The organism is Streptomyces sp. NPDC000410 (assembly GCF_040300305.1).
Classification (GTDB): Bacteria; Actinomycetota; Actinomycetes; order Streptomycetales; family Streptomycetaceae; genus Streptomyces.
The window spans coordinates 122,636-140,405 of sequence record NZ_JBEPDM010000007.1; the positions used below are offsets into that span (position 1 = coordinate 122,636).

The following is a 17,770-nucleotide window of genomic DNA, read 5'->3' on the forward strand; positions in this document are numbered from 1 at the left end:
TCCCCGACCGGACCGTAAGGGCAGGCGCCGCGTCATGTCGTGGCCCGTACCGGCCCGCGCGCCCCGCTACGGGCCACGCGGCCGTGGTCATGGCTGCGGCTTGTGGGCGAGGGCCGCGCTCAGCGACCCCTCGACGATCCGGTCCGCGTACTCGGCGGTCAGGGGCTCGCCGCTCACGAGCAGCCGATACCACAGCGGCGCCGCGATCGCGTCGTCGAGCAGGACCAGGTCAGTGGCGGCCTGCTCGTCGTGGCCGTGCTGTCCTTCCTGTTGCCCGCGCTGCCGGCCACCCGTTCGGTGTTCAACCTGGCCATCGCGCTCGGCGCGTTCTTCGGAGGACCCGTCGTCGACGCGATCTCCGTCACCGGCGCGCTCATCACGGCGGCGGTCGTCAGCGCGCTGACCGCCCTGACCGTCCGGCTCACCCGGCCGGTCACGGAGCCGCACTGAACACGCAGCTGTTCAGGGGCTGAACGAAGGCTGGGCGAAGCGGTCCGGCGGGGCGGCGCGACCGAGTGATCGCGCCGCCCCGCCGGGGCACAGGCTCACACGTACGGGGGACCGTCGGTGTCGGTGCGGATGATCTTGGGGAGCTATGGCGGCACAATCCACCGAGGAGGAGCCATGACACCCAGGATCCGTTTCCCCGCGTACGCGCTCGCCCTGGCCGCCGCCGTCGTACCGCTCTCTGCGCCGCACGCCTCGGCGGGCGAACCGCGCGCCGCCGCGGCCGTCGACTGCGTCGGGTTCGTCCACGAGAACGACACCCACCACGGCATCGCCGACTGCACCAACAACACCGGCGGCACCATCCGCTTCCGCGCGGAGGTCGTCTGCGGCCTGGCCTTCGATGTCTCCGGGGACTGGGTGACCCTCGGCCCCGGGGGCTACGGGCAGTCGCACGGCCACTGTCCCGTCTACAGCACGGGGGTCGGCGGCGTCGGCTGGACCGTGGAGAACGCCTGACGTGACGTCAGATCTCAGGCCGCCCACGCCGTGAGCGACGACGTCTTCAACGCCACCAGCGTGACCAGCAGCGCCAGCATCCCCGCGCAGGCGACGGCATGGAGCACGGTGCGGCGGCTCTGCGGGGCGTAGGCGAAGGCCGCCGTGAGGGCGCCGCCCGCGAGGAGGCCGCCCAGGTGGCCCTCCCAGGAGGTGAACGCGGCGGAGATCAGCATCCAGAGGAGGAAGCCGCCCATGAAGCGGTTGACCGCCCTCATGTCGTGGTTCAGCCGGCGGCTGATGACGTAGAAGGCTCCGCCCAGTCCGAAGATCGCGCCCGACGCGCCCACGACGAGGTCGTCCGGTGAGATGAGGTACACGAGGACGCAGCCGCCGAGCGCGGACAGCAGGTAGAGGGCGACGAACCGGGCCCGGCCGAGCTGGCTCTCCACGACCGGGCCCAGGTTCTTGAGCGCGAACATGTTCAGGACGACATGGATGATGCCGAACGTCGAACTCGCCGCGTTCAGATGCAGGAACGCACCCGTGAGCAGCCGGTACCACTCGCCGGCCACCACGCCCACCGGCTCGAACCCGAGCCCGACCAGCGGGCCGGGTTCGTAGTAGTACCGCTGCCCGGCCGAGTCCACCAGCCCCGCGCCGAGCATCCCGAACCGGTCGACCAGGGCCGGCACCGCCAACTCGGCCAGATACGCGACGAGGTTGAGGCCGATCAGCGCGTACGTCACCGTCGCGGACGCGCCGGTGAATCTGCCGCCGAAGGCCGTACGCGCCTGCCGGATGCTCTTCAGGCCCTCCTTCACACACTCCACGCACTGGTGGCCGACCGACGCCTCGCGCATGCAGTCGGGGCAGATGTAGCGGTCGCAGCGCGTGCAGCGGACATGGCTCTCCACCTTGGGGTGGCGGTAGCAGGTGGTGACAGCGGATTCCACAGCCGGCTCCTCGGGCTTCGCGGTGGTACGTCATCGGCAGCCGGTGGGGACGGCGGCGATCAAGATAGCGAAACGTTTCCGCCGTCCTGGACCCGGGGCGTACGCCTCACGAGGGGGTGCCCACGGCGGCCAGCCACGCCGCGGCCCCGCCCAGTGCCGTGTCCGCCTCCGGCAGGACGCCCGCCGCGCCCAGGAACCCGTGGAACATGCCGGTGTGCAGCTGGACCTGGGTGAGGACGCCCGCGGCCGAGAGGCGCCGGGCGTAGGCCAGGCCCTCGTCGCGCAGCGGGTCGCAGTCGGCGAGGACGACGAGGGCGGGCGGCAGTGCGGTCAGGTCGGGGGCGAGGCCGGGGGAGGCGGCCACGGGGTCGCCGTCCGGGCCCAGGTACTCCTGCCAGTACCAGCGCATATGGGCCGTGGTGTGGAAGAACCCCTCCGCGTACGCGGAGGCCGAGACGCCGTCCAGCCGCTGGTCCAGCGCCGGATAGAACAGCAGTTGCCCCGTGAGCGCGGGCCCACCGCGGTCCCGCGCCCGCAGCGCGACCGCCGCCGCGAGGTTCCCGCCGCTGGAGTCGCCCGCGACGACGAACGGCCGCCCGCCGTACCGCTCGGCGGCCCATACGAGGACGGCGTACGCGTCGTCCTCGGCGGCGGGGAACCGGTGCTCGGGGGCGCGCCGGTAGTCGGCGGAGACCACCAAGCCACCCGTACGGTGGGCGAGTTCGCGGCACAGGCCGTCGTGTGTGTCCAGGTCGCAGAGCACCCAGCCGCCGCCGTGGAAGAAGACGACGACCGGCGGGCCGGCGACGGCGTCCGGTGCGGAGGTGTCCGGTGCGGAGGCGTCCGCCGGGGCGGTGGTGTCCCGCGCGTCGTCGTCCGGCGCGCTGCCGTCCGCTGTGGTGGCGGCGTTCCGCGCACCGCCGTCCGGTGCGGAGGCGTCCGCCGGGGCGCCGTCGGCCGCCGCGCTCCCGTCGTAGATCCGCACCCGTACACCCGCCGCCGAGGTCTCCGTCACCGAGGCCACCTCGCGCACCGGCGCCACGCCCACACCCGCACGGGCCGCCGCGCGCAGCGCCCGCGCGCCCGCGTCCGCGGCGGGGAAGCCCGCCGACATCGCGTCGCACACCGTGCGGGCCAGGGGAGTCAGAGGATCGGTCATCCGGTCGTCAGCCCCCCGTCCACCGTGAACTCCGTCCCCGTGACGTACGACGACGCGTCCGAGACCAGGAACAGGATCAGCTCACCGACCTCCTCCGGCCGCCCCATCCGGCCCAGCGGGACCTTCGACCAGTCCCGCCCGGAGACCGCCGCGGTCATCGGGGTGTCGATGGCCCCGGGGTGCACGGAGTTGACCCGCACCCCGTACCGCGCCAGGTCGAGTGCCGACGAGCGGGTCAGCCCGCGCAGCCCGAACTTCGTCGACCCGTACGCCGCGTGCCCCGGGATGCCGACCAGCCCGGCCGTCGACGAGACGTTGACGATCGAGCCCCCGCCCGCCTCCTTCAGCGCGGGCAGCACGGCCTGGATGCCCAGGAAGGGACCGAGCAGATTGACCCGGAGCAGCGTCTCGAAGTTCTCGTACGTCTCGTCCTCGACGCTCGCGGTGCGCCACAGCGCCGCGTTGTTGACGAGGGCGTCGATCCGGCCGAAGGCCCGTACGGACGCCGCGACCGTCTCGGCCCAGCTCCCGGCGTCCGACACGTCATGGCGGACGAACAGCCCCGCGTCGCCCAGTGCCCCGGCGACGTCCCGGCCCTCCTCCTCCCGTACGTCCGTCACGACGACCCGCGCGCCCGCCTCGGCGAAGAGCCGCGCCTCCGCCGCGCCCTGGCCGCGTCCCGCGCCGGTGATCAGGACGACCTTCCCGTCCAGCGAGATCACGCTCATCCCTCCATCGCCCTGAAGTGGGGGATGACCTTCTCGCCCCACTGGCGGATGGTCTCCATGCACGCGTCCTGCGGCACGGTCCCCATCTGGATCAGGCACATGACCTCGTCGACCCCGATCTCGCGGAGCTGTTCGACGTAGGAGATGGCCGTCTCGGCGTCGCCGTAGGCGTGCTCGGCGTTGTACGTGCCGGTGTCGACGGGCCGTGCCGGGATGTTCGCCTCGTGCAGCTTGGCGACCAGCTCCTCGCGGTCCTTGGCCAGGGCTGCGACATGGTCCTCGTCCTCCGCGTATCCCGTCGGCGCGGGCGCGTTGCCGTACCAGTGCGCGATGGACTCGGCGAAGAAGCGCTGCCCGCGCGTGCCGAGCCGCAGGGCGCGCTCCGCGTCGTCGAGGACGATCGTCGGGCAGAGGGCGGAGAGGTGGTTGTTGGCCTCGGTGGAGACGAAGCGCTCACCGGTGCGGGTCGCGATGGCCTCGTCGTACACCTTGCGCATCTCGCGTACGTCGTCGGCGCCGGCGAAGCCCATCACCAGCGCGCCGATGCCGAGTTCGGCGGCCAGCTTGAGGGTGTCGTGCTTGGAGCAGGCCATGAACAGCGGCGGGTGCGGGTCCTGGACGGGCCGGGGCAGGATCGCGCCGGGGCCTATGTCGATCGAGCCGTGCCACTCGAACTCCTCCTCCCGCCAGGCGTTCGAGAAGATCCGCAGGGCCTCCTCCATCTGCGGATACGTGTCCTCGGGGCGGACCCCGTACATCCGCATCTCCTGCTTGGTGGCGCCGCGTCCCGCGCCGATGTCGACCCGGCCGTCGCTGAGGACGTCGAGCATGGCGGCGCGCTCGGCTACCCGCACGGGGTGCTGGTAGCCGAAGGGCATGGTGACCACGCCGTGGCCGATACGGATCTTCGACGTGCGGGCTGCGACCCAGGTCAGGAAGATCTCGGACGCGCTCATGTGCGCGTACTGGGTGAGGGAGTGGTGCTCGACCGCCCAGATCCGGTCGAAGCCCATCTCCTCGGCGAACACGGCCTGTTCGACGCAGTCCTTGATGACCTGGCGTTCGCGTTCGGGGGTGGGGTCGACGAGCTGGGCCTCGAAGATCATGGAGAACTTCATGGCGCGGTGCCTCCTCGCTGAAGGTCGCTATTTCTAATAGGAATACTTCTAGCAGGCATACGGGGGTGCCGGGAAGGGCCCCCGTAGACTGCGGGGCGTGGCGGAGAAGAAGACGGCCGAGACAGGGCACGACGGGCTCCCCGGGCTCCCGGCGACGAGCTGGGCGGTGCTCGGACTGCTCTCCTTCGGTGAGGAGCTGTCCGGTTACGACCTCAAGAAGTGGTCGGACTGGTCCCTGCGCTTCTTCTACTGGAGCCCGTCGTTCAGTCAGATCTACAGCGAGCTGAAGCGGCTGGAGAAGGCCGGTTACGCGACGTCGCGCATGGTCGCCCAGGAGACCGGAAGCCGCGACAAGCGGGTCTACCGGATCACCGACACGGGCATGGACGCCGTGCGCACCTGGGCCCGCACCGTGCCCGTCGACCCGCCGGTGCTCAAGCACGGGCCGATGCTTCGGCTCTGGCTCGGGCATCTGCTGGAGCCCGAGCAGATGCGTGAAGTCCTCGCCAGGCACCGGGAGTTCGCCGAGTCGATGCGGCTGCGGGCGGAGGCGGACGTGGAGGGGGCGAAGGCCGAGCAGGCCTGGGCGTATCCCACGCTCACCCTCAAATGGGCCGAGCGGTACTACGCCTCGGAGCGCGACCTGGCCGACGCCATGCTCGCGGACATCGAGGAGCTGGAGCGTGGCAGGCGCCCGTAGGCGCGCCGGAAGTAGAGCAGCGGCTCCGTCTCGCGGTGGGTGGCCAGCGAGGTGACCCGGCCGAGCGCGATGGCGTGATCGCCGCCGTCCAGGACGTCCGCGAGCTCGCACTCCACGGTCGCGAGTGCCCCGTCGAGCAGCGGTGCGCCGCCCGCGCCCGGACGCCACCGGACCCCCGCGAACTTGTCCCCGCCGGTCACCGCGAACTGCCGGGACAGCTCCAGCTGGTCGGCGGCGAGGACGTTGACCGCGAAGCGGCCGGCCGCGCGGATCCGCGGCCAGGTGGACGACGTGTGTGCCGGGCAGAAGCAGATCAGTGGCGGATCGAGCGAGACGGACGAGAAGGACTGCACGGCCATTCCGGCCGGGCGGCCGTCCGGTTCGCGTGCGGTGATGACGGCGACTCCCGTGCAGAAGCTGCTGAGCGCCGTCTTCATCGCGGCGTCGGTGGGGGTCGGGGTGAGCGTCGGCATGGAAGCCTCCCAGGGCAGGGCACAGGGCTCAGGAATGTTTCTACTAGGTATATGCCTAACCGAAACACCTGTGATTGGATACCCGCCACGCTCGCTCGTCAAGTAGCCCGACACGCCGCCCGACAAGCAGGTCGCCTCAGTAGGGAGGGTCCGCCTTGCAACAGCCACCCGACACGATCGCCCGGCTTCCCGAGTACGCCGCCGCCGCGTACCCGGACGCCGAAGCCCTCGCCGACGGCGAGGTCCGCTGGTCCTTCACCCGGCTGCGGGACGAGATCGCCGCCGCCGCGCGCGCCGCGATCGCCCACGGCATCCGGGCCGGCGACCGGGTCGCGATCTGGGCGCCCAACAGCCGCCGCTGGATCATGGCGGCGCTGGGCGCGGTCGGCGCCGGCGCCGTCCTCGTCCCCGTCAACACTCGCTACAAGCCCGCCGAAGCGGCCGACATCATCCGCCGCAGCGGCGCCACCGTCCTGTTCACCGAACGGGACTTCCTCGGCACCGACTACGTCGAGGCGCTGTACGGCTCCGGCGAGGACCTCGGCGCCCTGCGCTCCACCGTCGTCATCGCGGGCGAGGAGTGGGCCGCCTACCTCGCGGCGGGGACGCGTACACCGGACGCCGAACGGGCCGCCCGCGCCGCCGCCGTACGCCCCGACGACATCGCCGACATCCTCTACACCTCGGGGACCACCGGCCGCTCCAAGGGCGTGATGACCACACACGGCCAGACCCTGCGCCTCTACCGCGAATGGGCCCGCCAGGTCACCCTCCGCCCTGGCGACCGCTACCTCCTCGTCAACCCCTTCTTCCACACCTTCGGCTACAAGGCGGGCATCCTCGCCTGCCTGCTGAAGGGCGTGACGATGCTCCCCGAGGCGGTGTACGACACCGACCGCGTCCTCGCCCGGATCGCCGCCGAACGGGTCAGCGTGCTCATGGGCCCGCCCACCGTCTTCCACGGGCTCATCCACCACCCGCGCCGCCGCGAGCACGACCTCTCCGCGCTGCGGCTCGCCGGCACCGGGGCCGCCGCCGTCCCCACCGAGCTCGTCGAGCAGATCCGTACCGAGCTCGGCGCGCCCGACGTCTTCACCGCGTACGGACTCACCGAATCCGGCGGCGTCGTCTCCGTCTGCCCCACCGACGCGGACGCCCGGACCGTCGCGCACACCGTCGGACTGCCGCTGCCCGGCACCGAGGTACGCATCGCCTCACCGCTCGGCGACCCCGTCCCGGCGGGCGAGCCGGGAGAGGTCCAGGTCCGCGGCTACCACGTGATGCGCGGCTACCTCGACGACCCGGCCGCCACGGCCGAGGCGGTGACGGACGGCGGCTGGCTGCGCACCGGGGACATCGGGGTCCTCGACGAGCGCGGGTTCCTGTCCATCACCGACCGGCTCAAGGACATGTACGTCGTCGGCGGCTTCAACGCCTACCCGGCCGAGGTCGAGAACGTCCTGCTCCAGCACCCCGCCATCCGCGACGCGGCCGTCGTCGGCGCACCCGACGAACGGCTCGGCGAGGTCGGCGTCGCCTTCGTCGTCACGGACGGGGAGGTCTCCGGCGAGGAGCTCACCGCCTGGACGCGGGAGCGGCTGGCCAACTTCAAGGTCCCGCGCCGTTTCGTGGCGGTGACGGACCTTCCGCGCAACGCGGGCGGCAAACTGCTCAAGGGAGAACTCCGGCGCGCGGCGAGGGGTGAGGCATGACCGGCATGACCGAGGAACTGGACGAGCTGCGTACGGCGGTACGGGCCGTCCTCACCCGGCACGAGGGCGCGGCCGCCTGGCAGCCGCTCACCGAACAGATCGGCGCGGCGGCGCTCGCCGTCCCGGAGCAGTACGGCGGCCTCGGCTGCGGGGCGGTGGAGACGCACGTCGTCGTCTCGGAACTCGGGCGCGCGCTCAGCCCCGTCCCGTACATCGGCTCCGCGGTCCTCGCCACACAGGCGCTCCTCGCGTCGGGCGACGAGCGTGCCTGTGCCGAGCTGCTGCCCGGCCTCGCCGACGGGGCGGCGGTCGGGGCCCTCGCATGGGCGGAAGGGGGATCCTGGGACCCGGAGGCGATCACGACGCGTGCGGAGCGCGCGCCCGACGGCGCCTGGCTGCTGACCGGGGCCAAGGAACACGTCCTCGCCGGACCCGAAGTGCCCGATCTCCTGCTCGTGTTCGCCCGCACGGACGCCGGACTCTGCCTCTTCCGGCTCGACGACGTCCGTGACGGCTTCGTCCCGCTCCCCACCATGGACCGCACCCGGCCGCAGGCCCGTGTCGCACTCGACCGCGCCCCCGCCACCCTCGTCGGAGCCGAGGGCGACGGCGCCCGCGTCCTCGCCCGCGTCCGCGACGTGGCCTGCGCGGCGCTCGCCGCCGAGCAGGCGGGCGCCGCGGAACGGGCCCTGGAGATCACCGTCCAGTACGCCAAGGACCGCGTCCAGTTCGGCCGGCCCATCGGCTCCTTCCAGGCCGTCAAGCACCGGCTCGCCGACCTCCACGCCGAGGTGGTCGCCGCCCGCTCCCTCGCGCTGGCCGCCGCGTACGCGGACTGCGCGCCCGAGCTCGCGGCGGCGGCGAAGGCCGCGTGCTCGGAGGCGTACGAGAAGGTCGCGGGCGAGATGATCCAGCTGCACGGGGGCATCGGCATCACCTGGGAACACGCGGCGCACGACTTCTTCAAGCGGGCGCACTCCGGCCGTCATCTGCTCGGCGCGCCCGCCGTGCACCGGGAGCGGCTGGCACGGCTGCTCGGCTTCCCGTGACCGTCCCCGTCCCGTCCGCGAATACCCGACAGAAGATGTCGGGTATTCGCGGTTCCATGGGGTCATGACCTTCAGTTGGACCGATTTCCACGCGGCGGAGCCCGCCTTCGCCGACACCGTTCGTCAGCGCTTCGAGAAGTACACCCACCACGTCCTGGCCACCCTCCGCAAGGACGGATCGCCGCGCGTCACCGGCCTCGAAGTGGGCTTCTGCTTCGGGGAGTTGTGGCTCGGCATGATGCCGCACTCCCGCAAGGCGCAGGACCTCCGGCGCGACGCGCGGTGCGCGATCCAGGCCAACCCCGGCGCCGACACCACCATGGCCGACGGGGACGTACGCGTGAGCGGGCGGGCGGTCGAGGTGACCGACCCGGAGGTGCTGGACACGTACGCGCAGGAGGCGGGCGCGCCGCAGCCGTTCCATCTGTTCCGGCTGGAGCTGACCGAGGTGGTACGCACCGGCGTGGAGGGCGACGAGCTCGTCATCCGGACCTGGAGGCCGGGCCACGCCCTGCGGACCATCCGGCGCGGCAACGACGAGAGCGCGCCGCGCACGGAAACTCCCTAGACGATTGGACGATCAAGCCCGGAGTCCCGCCCGGCCGGGACTCCGGGCTTGATCGTCCACTGTGATCGCTCTCCCCTATCATCTCTTCGACCTCACGCTCCCGAACTGGTGAGCGGTATTGGGTCGATAAGCCTTCTTTCTGCGAAAGGCCAACGGGGACTTGCGAATCACCGGCAAGCATCGACTGGCGCGCAAGCGCCGCAGATCCATCCTCGCCACGTGCGGAGTGGTGGGCATCACCGCCGCCGCGCTGTTCACGCCCAGTGCGTTCGGCTCCGACGACGAGAAACCGGACACCACGCGTCCGGCGAGCACGGCGGCGCAGGACATCGACCACGCACAGGACTTCGGTGCCTCCGCCGTCGACGGGACGACCTTCGAGAACGGCGTCATGACCCTGCGGGCGGCACCCGCCGCGAGGGCGGCCGCGGCCGCGTCCGCGCCGCCCAGTGGCGAAGGGTGGAAGTCGGGCGGCGCGACCAAGCTGCTGCCCACCGGCTACACCGTCAAGTTCTACGACCAGAAGTCCGTGGACTGGCTGGCCCGCTATGTGAAGGCGTCGGCCGCCGACCTGCAGCGCGTCACGAATCTGCCCGTCACCGTCGACACCAGGCCGGTGGGCTGGGACTACCGCAGGCCCAAGGGTGAGGTCGTCATCGGGCTGCTGAAGCACCCGTGCGTGCCCACCACGGACGGCACTCCGTGGAAGATCGTCCGCGACGGTTCGGGTTCGAAGAATCTGAGCTGCGCCTTCTACGCCTCGTCCGTCGCCGACACCGTCACCAGCGGACACGGGTACATCGACAGCGCGTTCTTCACCGCGGACGGCAAACCCTCGCCTTCCTGGGGCGAGACGTTCCTGCGCAACCACATCAGCCATGAGGTCGGCCACACGATGGGGCTGGCCCACGCGGACCGCAGCGCGACGCGGGGCGACTGCGTCAAGGGCAGCGACTCCGGCCAGAAGCCGGTCATGTGCACGAACGGCATGACGAGCGGCTATCAGGACAAGCGCGCCGGTAGCTACGTCCAGCAGTTCGACATGCAGGGCCTGCGCCATCTCGCCAAGGGCGCCGGCGCGGCACTGCCCCCGCAGGGCCGGGTGACCGGGATCGGCGGCAAATGCCTCGACGTCAAGGGCGGAAAGGCGGTCAACGGCACGCAGATCCAGCTCTACACCTGCAACGGCGGGGTGGCGCAGTCCTGGATCCTCGGCAAGGACGGCACGCTGCGGGCGCTGGGCAAGTGCCTGGACAACGCGCGTAACGCGAGCACGAACGGCAACAAGATCAGCCTCTTCGACTGCCACGGCCAGGCGGCGCAGCGCTGGTCGGTCAACGCCAAGGGCCAGATCGTGCACGTCGCCTCGGGCAAGGTGCTCGACGTGACCGGCGGCTCGACCGCCAACAGCACGAAGATCCAGCTCTATACGGCGAACACCGGCAAGGGCCAGGTCTGGGTCACCCCCAAGTAACGGGCCGACACCAGGGCCGGACGGGCACCAGCCCGTCCGGCCCTGTCGCGTACGCCGCTCCGGTGCCTACCCGAGAGCCTCCGGCTCAAGTCGGCGGTGGCCCAGCACCGCGGCCCGGCACTGGGCGGGCGTGCCCCAGGCGTCCCGCAGCGGCCGGGCCTTGCGGAGCCACAGGGAGAGGTCGAGCTCCTCGGTGTAGCCGACGGCGCCATGGAGCTGGAGGGCGGTGCGGGCGGCGGTGTACGCGGCCTCGCCCGTCGCCACCTTCGCCGCCGCGATATCGGCCGGGGCCATCGAGAGTGCCGCCCCGTACAGCAGGGGCCGGGCGAACTCGAGCGCGATCAGGGCGTCCGCCAGCCGGTGCTTGACCGCCTGGAACGACCCGATCGGCGCGCCGAACTGGGTGCGCTGCTTGGCGTAGGCGACGGTGCGCTCCAGCAGCGCGAGCCCGGTGCCGAGCGACTGGGCGGCCGTGGCGAGCCGCGCCCAGTCGGTGGCGCGGCGGGCGGCCCGCGTGACGGCGGGCCCGGTGGCCAGGACCTCCCCGCCGGCGCCGGGCGCGGCGAGCCGCCGGGCGGGATCGGCGGACGCGAGCACCGGCCCGTGGCCGGGCGCGATCCGCAGCCGGTCCGTACCGCCCTCCGTACCGCCCTCCGTACCGTCCGCCAGCACGCAGTCCGCCACGTCGGCGTCCAGGGCGTACGGCCCGCCGCCCGGCAGGCACAGCGTCGCGGACACCTCGCCCGACGCGATGCCCGGCAGCAGGCGCTTGGCCACGGCCGGATCGCCCAGCTCGGTGAGCAGCGCCGCGGCGGCGACCGTCTCCACCAGCGGGCCCGGGACCGCGTGGCGGCCCAGTTCCACGAAGGCGACGGCGAGTTCGACGGGCAGCGGGCCCAGGCCCTCGTACGCCTCCGGTACGGCGAGCGCGAACACACCCGTCTCCGCCAGCGCCGCCCACAGCTCGCGCCCGCGCCCGGGGTCGCCGTCCGCCCAGGCGCGCACCGCCGCCGGAGTGTCGGCGGCCGTCAGCATCGCGTCCAGGGAGCGGGCGAACGCCTGTTGCTCGTCGGTCAGCAGGAAGCGCATCTCAACGGCGTCCCTTCGGCAGGCCGAGCAGCCGCTCGGCGATGATGTCGCGCTGGATCTCGTTGGTGCCCGCGTAGATGGGGCCCGCCAGGGAGAAGAGATACGACTCCGCCCATGCGCCGTCGGCCAGTTCGGCGTCCGGCCCCAGCAGGTCGAGCGCCGTCTCGTGCAGCGCGATGTCGTACTCGCTCCAGAACACCTTGTTCAGGCTCGACTCGGCACCGATCACGGCGCCCGCCGCGAAGCGCGAGGCGTTGGCGTAGGTGAAGAGCTGGTACGCCCGCGCGCCGATCACCGCGTCCGCGACCCTGTCGCGCAGAGCGGTGCCGGCCGTGTCAGGGGTGCCCCCCACGGTGCGCCACAGCTCCACCAGCCGGTCCGCCGCCGCCAGGAACCGGCCGGGGGAGCGCAGGGTGAGGCCCCGCTCGTTGCCCGTCGTCGACATGGCGATCCGCCAGCCCTGCCCCACCTCGCCGATCACGTCCTCGTCCGGTACGAAGACCTCGTCCAGGAACAGCTCGGCGAAGGCGGGCTTGCCGTCGAGCCGGCCCACCGGGCGGACGGTGACCCCCGGCGCCCGCAGATCGAACATCAGATAGCTCAGGCCCCGGTGGGGCGGCCCGGCGTCCGGGTCGGTCCGGAAGGGGCCGAACGCCCGGTCCGCGAAGGCCGCCCGCGACGACCACGTCTTCTGGCCCGAGAGCAGCCAGCCGCCGTCCGTCCGTACCGCCCGCGACTTCAGCGAGGCGAGATCCGAGCCCGACTCCGGCTCCGACCAGGCCTGCGCCCAGATCACCTCGCCGCTCGCCATCGACGGCAGCACCCGCGCCCGCTGCTCCTCCGTGCCGTGGTCGAGGAGGGTGGGGGCGAGGAGGTTGATGCCGTTCTGGGAGACCCGGCCGGGCCCGCCCGCCGCGTAGTACTCCTCCTCGAAGACCAGCCAGTGGAAGATGTCGACGCCGCGGCCTCCGTACGCCTCCGGCCACGACACCACCGACCAGCGGTCGGCGTGGAGCTCCGCCTCCCACTCCCGGTGCGCGGCGAAACCCTCCTCCGTCTCCAGGGACGGCAGCGGCCCGGCCGGGACGTGCGCGCGCAGCCACGCGCGGGCCTCGGCCCGGAAGGCGTCCTCGTCCGCCGTATGCGTCAGGTCCATCTCACACACTCGCCTTCGTCGAGGCCTTCTTCATGGCCGACACGTCCATCCCGCCGAGCGAGTCCGCCGCCGTCTCCGCGTTGTGCGCGTGCGCGAGGTGGTGCAGCCCGAAGACGGAGTCCATTCCGGCGTGCAGGCCCTGGAGGTCCTCGGCCTGGTTCACGGCCCGTTTGGTGAGTGCGAGGCCGAGGCGCGGCATCTCGGCGATCCGCAGGGCCAACTGATCGGTGACGGGCGCCAGTTCGTCGCGGGAGACGACCCGGTTGACCATCCCCACCTCGTACGCCCGCCGGGCCGGCATCCGGTCGCCGGTGAACAGGAACTCCTTGGCGACGCGCGGCGGCATCACCCACGGGTGGGCGAAGTACTCGACGCCGGGTATCCCCATCCGGACCACCGGATCGGCGAAGAACGCGTCCTCGCTCGCCACGATCAGATCGCAGACCCAGGCCAGCATCAGCCCGCCCGCCACACACGCCCCCTGCACGGAGGCGACGACGGGCTTGGGCAGTTCGCGCCAGCGCCGGCACATGCCCAGATAGACCTCCGACTCGCGGGCGAAGCGCGATTCGGCGCCCTTCTTGTCGGAGTGGTCCCACCACAGCCCGGCGCGCCGTTCGAAGGGGAGATGGGCGTCGCGCTCCGGGGTGCCGATGTCATGGCCCGCGGAGAAGTGGTCACCGGCCCCGGCGAGCACGATCACCCGGACCTCCGGATCGTCGGCGGCCCGGTAGAAGGCGTCGTCCAGGGCGTACGTCATCGCGGAGTTCTGGGCGTTGCGATAGCGCGGGCGGTTCATCGTCACGTACGCGACCGGGCCGCGACGCTCATACAGCACGGGAACCTCGGGCATGTCTCAGCACTCCTTCCCTAACAAGTGTTTGGTAGGTTAACGTACGGCCATGAGCAGCGTCGAGGAGTTCCGCACCGAGGTCAGGAGCTGGCTACGGGCCCACCTCAGCGGCGAGTTCGCGGACCTCAAGGGCCGCGGCGGACCCGGCAGGGAGCACGAGGCGTTCACCGAGCGCCTCGCCTGGGAACGGCAGATGGCCGCGCACGGCTGGACCTGCGTCGGCTGGCCGAAGGAGTACGGCGGCCGGGGCGCGAGCATCGAGGAGCAGATCGCCTTCCACGAGGAGTACGCCCTCGCCGACGCCCCCGCCCGCGTCAACCACATCGGCGAACAGCTCCTCGGCCCCACCCTGATCGCCTACGGCACCGAGGAGCAGAAGCGGCGCTTCCTGCCGCCGATCGCCGCCGTCGAGGAGCTGTGGTGCCAGGGCTACAGCGAGCCCGACGCGGGCTCCGACCTGGCCAATGTCCGCACCCGGGCCGCCCTCGACGGCGACCGCTGGGTCATCAACGGCCAGAAGATCTGGACCTCGCTCGCGCACGAGTCCCAGTGGTGCTTCGTCGTCGCCCGCACCGAGGCCGGTTCGCGGCGGCACGCGGGGCTCTCGTACCTCCTCGTCCCCATGGACCAGAGGGGTGTGGAGGTCCGGCCGATCGTCCAGCTCACCGGCACCAGCGAGTTCAACGAGGTCTTCTTCGACGACGCGACGACGGACGCCGCGCATGTCGTCGGCGCGGTCGGCGACGGCTGGCGGATCGCGATGGCGACCCTCGGCTTCGAGCGCGGGGTCTCCACCCTCGGCCAGCAGGTCGGCTTCCGCCGGGAATGGGAGGCGCTGGCCGCCACCGCGCGGAGCAACGGCGCGATCGGCGACCCGCTGATCCGCGACCGGCTCGTGCGCGCCTGGACCGGCCTGGAGACCATGCGGGCCCTCGCCGTGAACGGCGCGGACCCCTCCGTCGCCAAGCTCTACTGGTCCCACTGGCACCGCGACCTCGGCGAACTCGCCATGGACGTGTGCGGCGCCGCCTCGACGCTCGCCACGGGCGCGCACGGGGAGCCGTACGAACTCGACGACTGGCAGCGGCTGTTCCTCTTCTCCCGCGCCGACACCATCTACGCCGGATCGAGCGAGATCCAGCGCAACATCATCGCCGAGCGGGTGCTCGGACTGCCGAAGGAGGTACGGGCATGACCGCGGCCCCTCCCCAGTACGTACCGGGCCACAGCCTCCTGGAGGGCCGCAGCGCCGTCATCACCGCGGCCGCCGGGGCCGGCATCGGCGGCGCGACCGCCCGGAAGTTCCTGGAGGAAGGCGCGCGCGTGCTGATCAGCGACGCCCACGCCCGTCGGCTGAAGGAGACCGAGGAGGCGCTCGCCGAGGAGTTCGGCGCCGACCACGTCTCTTCCCTGCCGTGCGACGTCACCGACGAGACCCAGGTGCGGGCGCTCTTCGACGAGGCGCTGCGGCTGCACGGACGCCTCGACCTCGTCATCAACAACGCGGGCCTCGGCGGCACCGCCGAACTCGTCGACATGACCGACGAGCAGTGGTCCCGCGTCCTCGACGTCACCCTGAACGGCACCTTCCGCTGCACCCGCGCCGCCCTTCGCGCCTTCAAGGCCGCCGGCCACGGCGGGGTCGTCGTCAACAACGCCTCCGTGATCGGCTGGCGCGCCCAGGCCGGACAGGCCCACTACGCCGCCGCCAAGGCGGGCGTCATGGCGCTCACCCGCTGCGCCGCCGTCGAGGCGGCGGCGTACGGAGTGCGGGTCAACGCGGTCTCCCCGAGCCTCGCCATGCACCCGCACCTGGTGAAGGTCACCTCGGACGAGCTGCTGGAGGAACTCACCGCGCGTGAGGCCTTCGGGCGGTACGCCGAGCCCTGGGAGGTCGCCAACGTGATCGTCTTCCTGGCGAGCGACTACTCCTCGTACATGACGGGCGAGACCGTCTCCGTCAGCTCGCAACACGCGTAGGACAAGAATGGACACGTGCCTACGACCAAGAAGAAGACCCAGGTGACCGCCTCGCCCGAGCGGCGCCGCGAGCTGCTCGACACCGCGGCCGAGGTGTTCGCCGCCCAGGGCTACAACGCCACCACCGTCCGCAAGATCGCGGACGCGGCGGGGATGCTCGCGGGCAGCCTCTACTACCACTTCGATTCCAAGGAATCGATGCTCGACGAGATCCTCTCCACCTTCCTCGACGAACTGTGGGAGGGCTACGACGCCGTCCTCGCCGCAGGGCATGGCCCGAGGGAGACGATCGAGGCGCTCGTCACCGAGTCGTTCCGGGAGATCGACCGGCACCGTGCCGCCGTCGCGATCTACCAGAAGGAGTCCAAGCACCTCTCCGCCCAGCCCCGCTTCCACTACCTCTCCGACTCGCAGCAGAAGTTCGAGAAGGCGTGGCTCGGGACGCTGGAGCGCGGAGTCGCCGCCGGTGTCTTCCGCGCGGACCTGGACATCCGGCTCACCTACCGGTTCGTACGCGACACGGTCTGGGTCGCGGCGTCCTGGTACCGGCCGGGCGGCCAGCACAGTCCCGACGAGATCGCCCGCCAGTACCTGTCGATGGTGCTGGACGGCATTACGACGAAGGAGCAGCAGTCATGGCCGAGGCCTACATAGTCGAAGCGGTACGCACCCCGGTGGGCCGGCGTAAGGGCGGCCTCGCCGGTGTCCACCCCGCCGACCTGGGCGCGCATGTCCTGAAGGCCCTGGTCACCCGGTCGGGGATCGACCCGGCCACCGTCGAGGACGTCGTCTTCGGCTGCCTCGACACGGTGGGCCCGCAGGCCGGTGACATCGCCCGCACCTGCTGGCTGGCGGCGGGGCTGCCCGAGGAGGTGCCGGGCGTGACCATCGACCGCCAGTGCGGCTCCTCCCAGCAGGCCGTGCACTTCGCCGCCCAGGGCGTGATGTCCGGCACCCAGGACCTCGTCGTCGCGGGCGGCGTCCAGAACATGACCCAGATCCCGATCGCCTTCGCCTCCCGCCAGGCCGCCGAGCCGCTCGGGCTGACGGCCGGGCCGTACGCGGGCAGCGAGGGCTGGCGGGCCCGGTACGGCGACGCGCCCGTCAACCAGTTCCACGGCGCCGAGCTCATCGCGAAGAAGTGGGGCATCTCCCGGCTCGACATGGAGGAGTTCGCCCTCCGCTCCCACCAGCGGGCCCTCCGCGCGATCGACGAGGGCCGCTTCGCGCGCGAGACGGTGCCCTACGGCGATGTCACGGTGGACGAGGGCCCGCGCCGCGACACGTCCCTGGAGAAGATGGCGGGCCTCCAGCCGGTGATGGAGGGCGGCACGATCACCGCCGCGTGCTCGTCGCAGGTCTCGGACGGGGCGGCGGCGATGCTGCTCGCGAGCGAACGGGCGGTACGGGAGTACGGGCTCACCCCGCGCGCCCGTATCCATCACCTGTCCGTACGAGGCGAGGACCCCATTCGGATGCTTTCCGCGCCCATTCCGGCCACCGCGTACGCCCTGAAGAAGACCGGCATGTCGATCGACGACATCGATCTGGTCGAGATCAACGAGGCCTTCGCCCCGGTCGTGCTGGCCTGGCTGAAGGAAACCGGCGCGGACCCGGCCCGGGTGAATGTGAACGGCGGCGCGATCGCGCTGGGCCATCCGCTGGGTGCGACGGGCGTGAAGCTGATGACGACGCTGCTGCACGAACTGGAGCGCACGGGCGGGCGGTTCGGGCTCCAGACGATGTGCGAGGGAGGCGGCCAGGCGAACGTGACGATCATCGAGCGGCTGTAGCGCCGCCCCCGGGCGTC

Annotated in this window: 19 protein-coding genes; 10 read left to right on the plus strand and 9 right to left on the minus strand. The window is 71.9% G+C overall.

Annotated features, from left to right (window positions below; all coding sequences use genetic code 11):
• Positions 1-87: 87 nt before the first annotated feature.
• Positions 88-447: a TetR-like C-terminal domain-containing protein gene (locus tag ABT342_RS11630; RefSeq protein ID WP_351570641.1), complete on the minus strand. Its 360-nt coding sequence runs from the start codon at positions 445-447 to the stop codon at positions 88-90.
• A 177-nt stretch (positions 448-624) separates the two neighbouring features.
• On the opposite strand from ABT342_RS11630, the gene ABT342_RS11635 reads away from it, so the two are divergent.
• On the plus strand, positions 625-966 hold the full coding sequence (locus ABT342_RS11635; RefSeq protein WP_351570644.1) for a hypothetical protein: 342 nt from the start codon (positions 625-627) through the stop codon (positions 964-966).
• Between the two features lie 14 nt (positions 967-980).
• Here ABT342_RS11635 and ABT342_RS11640 read toward each other — a convergent pair whose 3' ends face one another.
• From ABT342_RS11640 to ABT342_RS11655, 4 genes are all read right to left on the minus strand, one after another.
• On the minus strand, positions 981-1,901 hold the full coding sequence (locus tag ABT342_RS11640) for a rhomboid family intramembrane serine protease (protein ID WP_351570647.1): 921 nt from the start codon (positions 1,899-1,901) through the stop codon (positions 981-983).
• 106 nt (positions 1,902-2,007) lie between these two features.
• A complete protein-coding gene (locus ABT342_RS11645) occupies positions 2,008-3,060 on the minus strand; it encodes an alpha/beta hydrolase (RefSeq protein WP_351570650.1) in 1,053 nt (350 codons plus the stop codon).
• Positions 3,057-3,788 carry an SDR family NAD(P)-dependent oxidoreductase gene (locus tag ABT342_RS11650; RefSeq protein ID WP_351570653.1) on the minus strand — a complete coding sequence of 244 codons (732 nt, stop codon included), beginning with the start codon at positions 3,786-3,788 and terminating at the stop codon, positions 3,057-3,059. Before ABT342_RS11650 ends, ABT342_RS11645 begins: the two co-directional genes overlap by 4 nt.
• Entirely contained in the window at positions 3,785-4,906 is a 1,122-nt protein-coding gene (locus ABT342_RS11655) for an LLM class flavin-dependent oxidoreductase (RefSeq protein WP_351570656.1), read from the minus strand. The genes ABT342_RS11650 and ABT342_RS11655 overlap by 4 nt, the downstream gene beginning before the upstream one ends.
• 97 nt (positions 4,907-5,003) lie before the next feature.
• On the opposite strand from ABT342_RS11655, the gene ABT342_RS11660 reads away from it, so the two are divergent.
• Positions 5,004-5,606 carry a PadR family transcriptional regulator gene (locus tag ABT342_RS11660; protein ID WP_502965513.1) on the plus strand — a complete coding sequence of 201 codons (603 nt, stop codon included), beginning with the start codon at positions 5,004-5,006 and terminating at the stop codon, positions 5,604-5,606.
• Here ABT342_RS11660 and ABT342_RS11665 read toward each other — a convergent pair.
• The gene (locus tag ABT342_RS11665) at positions 5,531-6,079 is read right to left on the minus strand and encodes a flavin reductase family protein (RefSeq protein ID WP_351570659.1); all 549 of its coding nucleotides are present in this window, start codon (positions 6,077-6,079) and stop codon (positions 5,531-5,533) included. The two genes, ABT342_RS11660 and ABT342_RS11665, sit on opposite strands and share 76 nt — an antisense overlap.
• 155 nt (positions 6,080-6,234) lie before the next feature.
• Between ABT342_RS11665 and ABT342_RS11670 the strand changes: the two genes are divergently transcribed.
• From ABT342_RS11670 to ABT342_RS11685, 4 genes are all read left to right on the plus strand, one after another.
• Entirely contained in the window at positions 6,235-7,791 is a 1,557-nt protein-coding gene (locus ABT342_RS11670; RefSeq protein WP_351570662.1) for a FadD3 family acyl-CoA ligase, read from the plus strand.
• Positions 7,788-8,840, plus strand: a complete 1,053-nt coding sequence (locus ABT342_RS11675) for an acyl-CoA dehydrogenase family protein (RefSeq protein ID WP_351570665.1) — start codon at positions 7,788-7,790, stop codon at positions 8,838-8,840. The genes ABT342_RS11670 and ABT342_RS11675 overlap by 4 nt, the downstream gene beginning before the upstream one ends.
• Positions 8,841-8,904: 64 nt before the next feature.
• Positions 8,905-9,408 carry a pyridoxamine 5'-phosphate oxidase family protein gene (locus tag ABT342_RS11680; RefSeq protein ID WP_351570668.1) on the plus strand — a complete coding sequence of 168 codons (504 nt, stop codon included), beginning with the start codon at positions 8,905-8,907 and terminating at the stop codon, positions 9,406-9,408.
• 160 nt (positions 9,409-9,568) lie between these two features.
• Entirely contained in the window at positions 9,569-10,882 is a 1,314-nt protein-coding gene (locus ABT342_RS11685) for a ricin-type beta-trefoil lectin domain protein (RefSeq protein WP_351570671.1), read from the plus strand.
• A 66-nt stretch (positions 10,883-10,948) separates the two neighbouring features.
• Here the strand turns inward: ABT342_RS11685 and ABT342_RS11690 are convergent, their stop codons facing one another.
• The 3 genes from ABT342_RS11690 to ABT342_RS11700 are packed head-to-tail and all read right to left on the minus strand — an operon-like array spanning position 10,949 to position 13,980.
• Positions 10,949-11,971 carry an acyl-CoA dehydrogenase family protein gene (locus ABT342_RS11690; RefSeq protein ID WP_351570674.1) on the minus strand — a complete coding sequence of 341 codons (1,023 nt, stop codon included), beginning with the start codon at positions 11,969-11,971 and terminating at the stop codon, positions 10,949-10,951.
• A gap of 1 nt (position 11,972) precedes the next feature.
• Positions 11,973-13,127, minus strand: coding sequence for an acyl-CoA dehydrogenase family protein (locus ABT342_RS11695; protein WP_351570677.1), 1,155 nt, complete (start codon positions 13,125-13,127; stop codon positions 11,973-11,975).
• A gap of 1 nt (position 13,128) precedes the next feature.
• The gene (locus tag ABT342_RS11700) at positions 13,129-13,980 is read right to left on the minus strand and encodes an enoyl-CoA hydratase (RefSeq protein ID WP_351570680.1); all 852 of its coding nucleotides are present in this window, start codon (positions 13,978-13,980) and stop codon (positions 13,129-13,131) included.
• 49 nt (positions 13,981-14,029) lie between these two features.
• Here ABT342_RS11700 and ABT342_RS11705 point away from each other — a divergent pair, with 49 nt between their 5' ends.
• The 4 genes from ABT342_RS11705 to ABT342_RS11720 are packed head-to-tail and all read left to right on the plus strand — an operon-like array spanning position 14,030 to position 17,753.
• Entirely contained in the window at positions 14,030-15,175 is a 1,146-nt protein-coding gene (locus tag ABT342_RS11705) for an acyl-CoA dehydrogenase family protein (protein WP_351570683.1), read from the plus strand.
• Entirely contained in the window at positions 15,172-15,960 is a 789-nt protein-coding gene (locus tag ABT342_RS11710) for an SDR family oxidoreductase (RefSeq protein WP_351570686.1), read from the plus strand. Before ABT342_RS11705 ends, ABT342_RS11710 begins: the two co-directional genes overlap by 4 nt.
• Before the next feature lie 15 nt (positions 15,961-15,975).
• The gene (locus tag ABT342_RS11715) at positions 15,976-16,614 is read left to right on the plus strand and encodes a TetR/AcrR family transcriptional regulator (protein WP_351570689.1); all 639 of its coding nucleotides are present in this window, start codon (positions 15,976-15,978) and stop codon (positions 16,612-16,614) included.
• On the plus strand, positions 16,596-17,753 hold the full coding sequence (locus ABT342_RS11720; RefSeq protein WP_351570692.1) for an acetyl-CoA C-acetyltransferase: 1,158 nt from the start codon (positions 16,596-16,598) through the stop codon (positions 17,751-17,753). The genes ABT342_RS11715 and ABT342_RS11720 overlap by 19 nt, the downstream gene beginning before the upstream one ends.
• Positions 17,754-17,770 lie beyond the last annotated feature (17 nt).

Coding starts and splice junctions, on each gene's coding strand:
- ABT342_RS11700 (WP_351570680.1), bottom strand. CDS start 13,980: ATGCCCGAGGTTCCCGTGCTGTATGAGCGTCGCGGCCCGGTCGCGTAC.
- ABT342_RS11635 (WP_351570644.1), top strand. CDS start 625: ATGACACCCAGGATCCGTTTCCCCGCGTACGCGCTCGCCCTGGCCGCC.
- ABT342_RS11710 (WP_351570686.1), top strand. CDS start 15,172: ATGACCGCGGCCCCTCCCCAGTACGTACCGGGCCACAGCCTCCTGGAG.
- ABT342_RS11695 (WP_351570677.1), bottom strand. CDS start 13,127: ATGGACCTGACGCATACGGCGGACGAGGACGCCTTCCGGGCCGAGGCC.
- ABT342_RS11665 (WP_351570659.1), bottom strand. CDS start 6,079: ATGCCGACGCTCACCCCGACCCCCACCGACGCCGCGATGAAGACGGCG.
- ABT342_RS11705 (WP_351570683.1), top strand. CDS start 14,030: ATGAGCAGCGTCGAGGAGTTCCGCACCGAGGTCAGGAGCTGGCTACGG.
- ABT342_RS11645 (WP_351570650.1), bottom strand. CDS start 3,060: ATGACCGATCCTCTGACTCCCCTGGCCCGCACGGTGTGCGACGCGATG.
- ABT342_RS11720 (WP_351570692.1), top strand. CDS start 16,596: ATGGCCGAGGCCTACATAGTCGAAGCGGTACGCACCCCGGTGGGCCGG.
- ABT342_RS11655 (WP_351570656.1), bottom strand. CDS start 4,906: ATGAAGTTCTCCATGATCTTCGAGGCCCAGCTCGTCGACCCCACCCCC.
- ABT342_RS11680 (WP_351570668.1), top strand. CDS start 8,905: ATGACCTTCAGTTGGACCGATTTCCACGCGGCGGAGCCCGCCTTCGCC.
- ABT342_RS11650 (WP_351570653.1), bottom strand. CDS start 3,788: ATGAGCGTGATCTCGCTGGACGGGAAGGTCGTCCTGATCACCGGCGCG.
- ABT342_RS11675 (WP_351570665.1), top strand. CDS start 7,788: ATGACCGGCATGACCGAGGAACTGGACGAGCTGCGTACGGCGGTACGG.
- ABT342_RS11690 (WP_351570674.1), bottom strand. CDS start 11,971: ATGCGCTTCCTGCTGACCGACGAGCAACAGGCGTTCGCCCGCTCCCTG.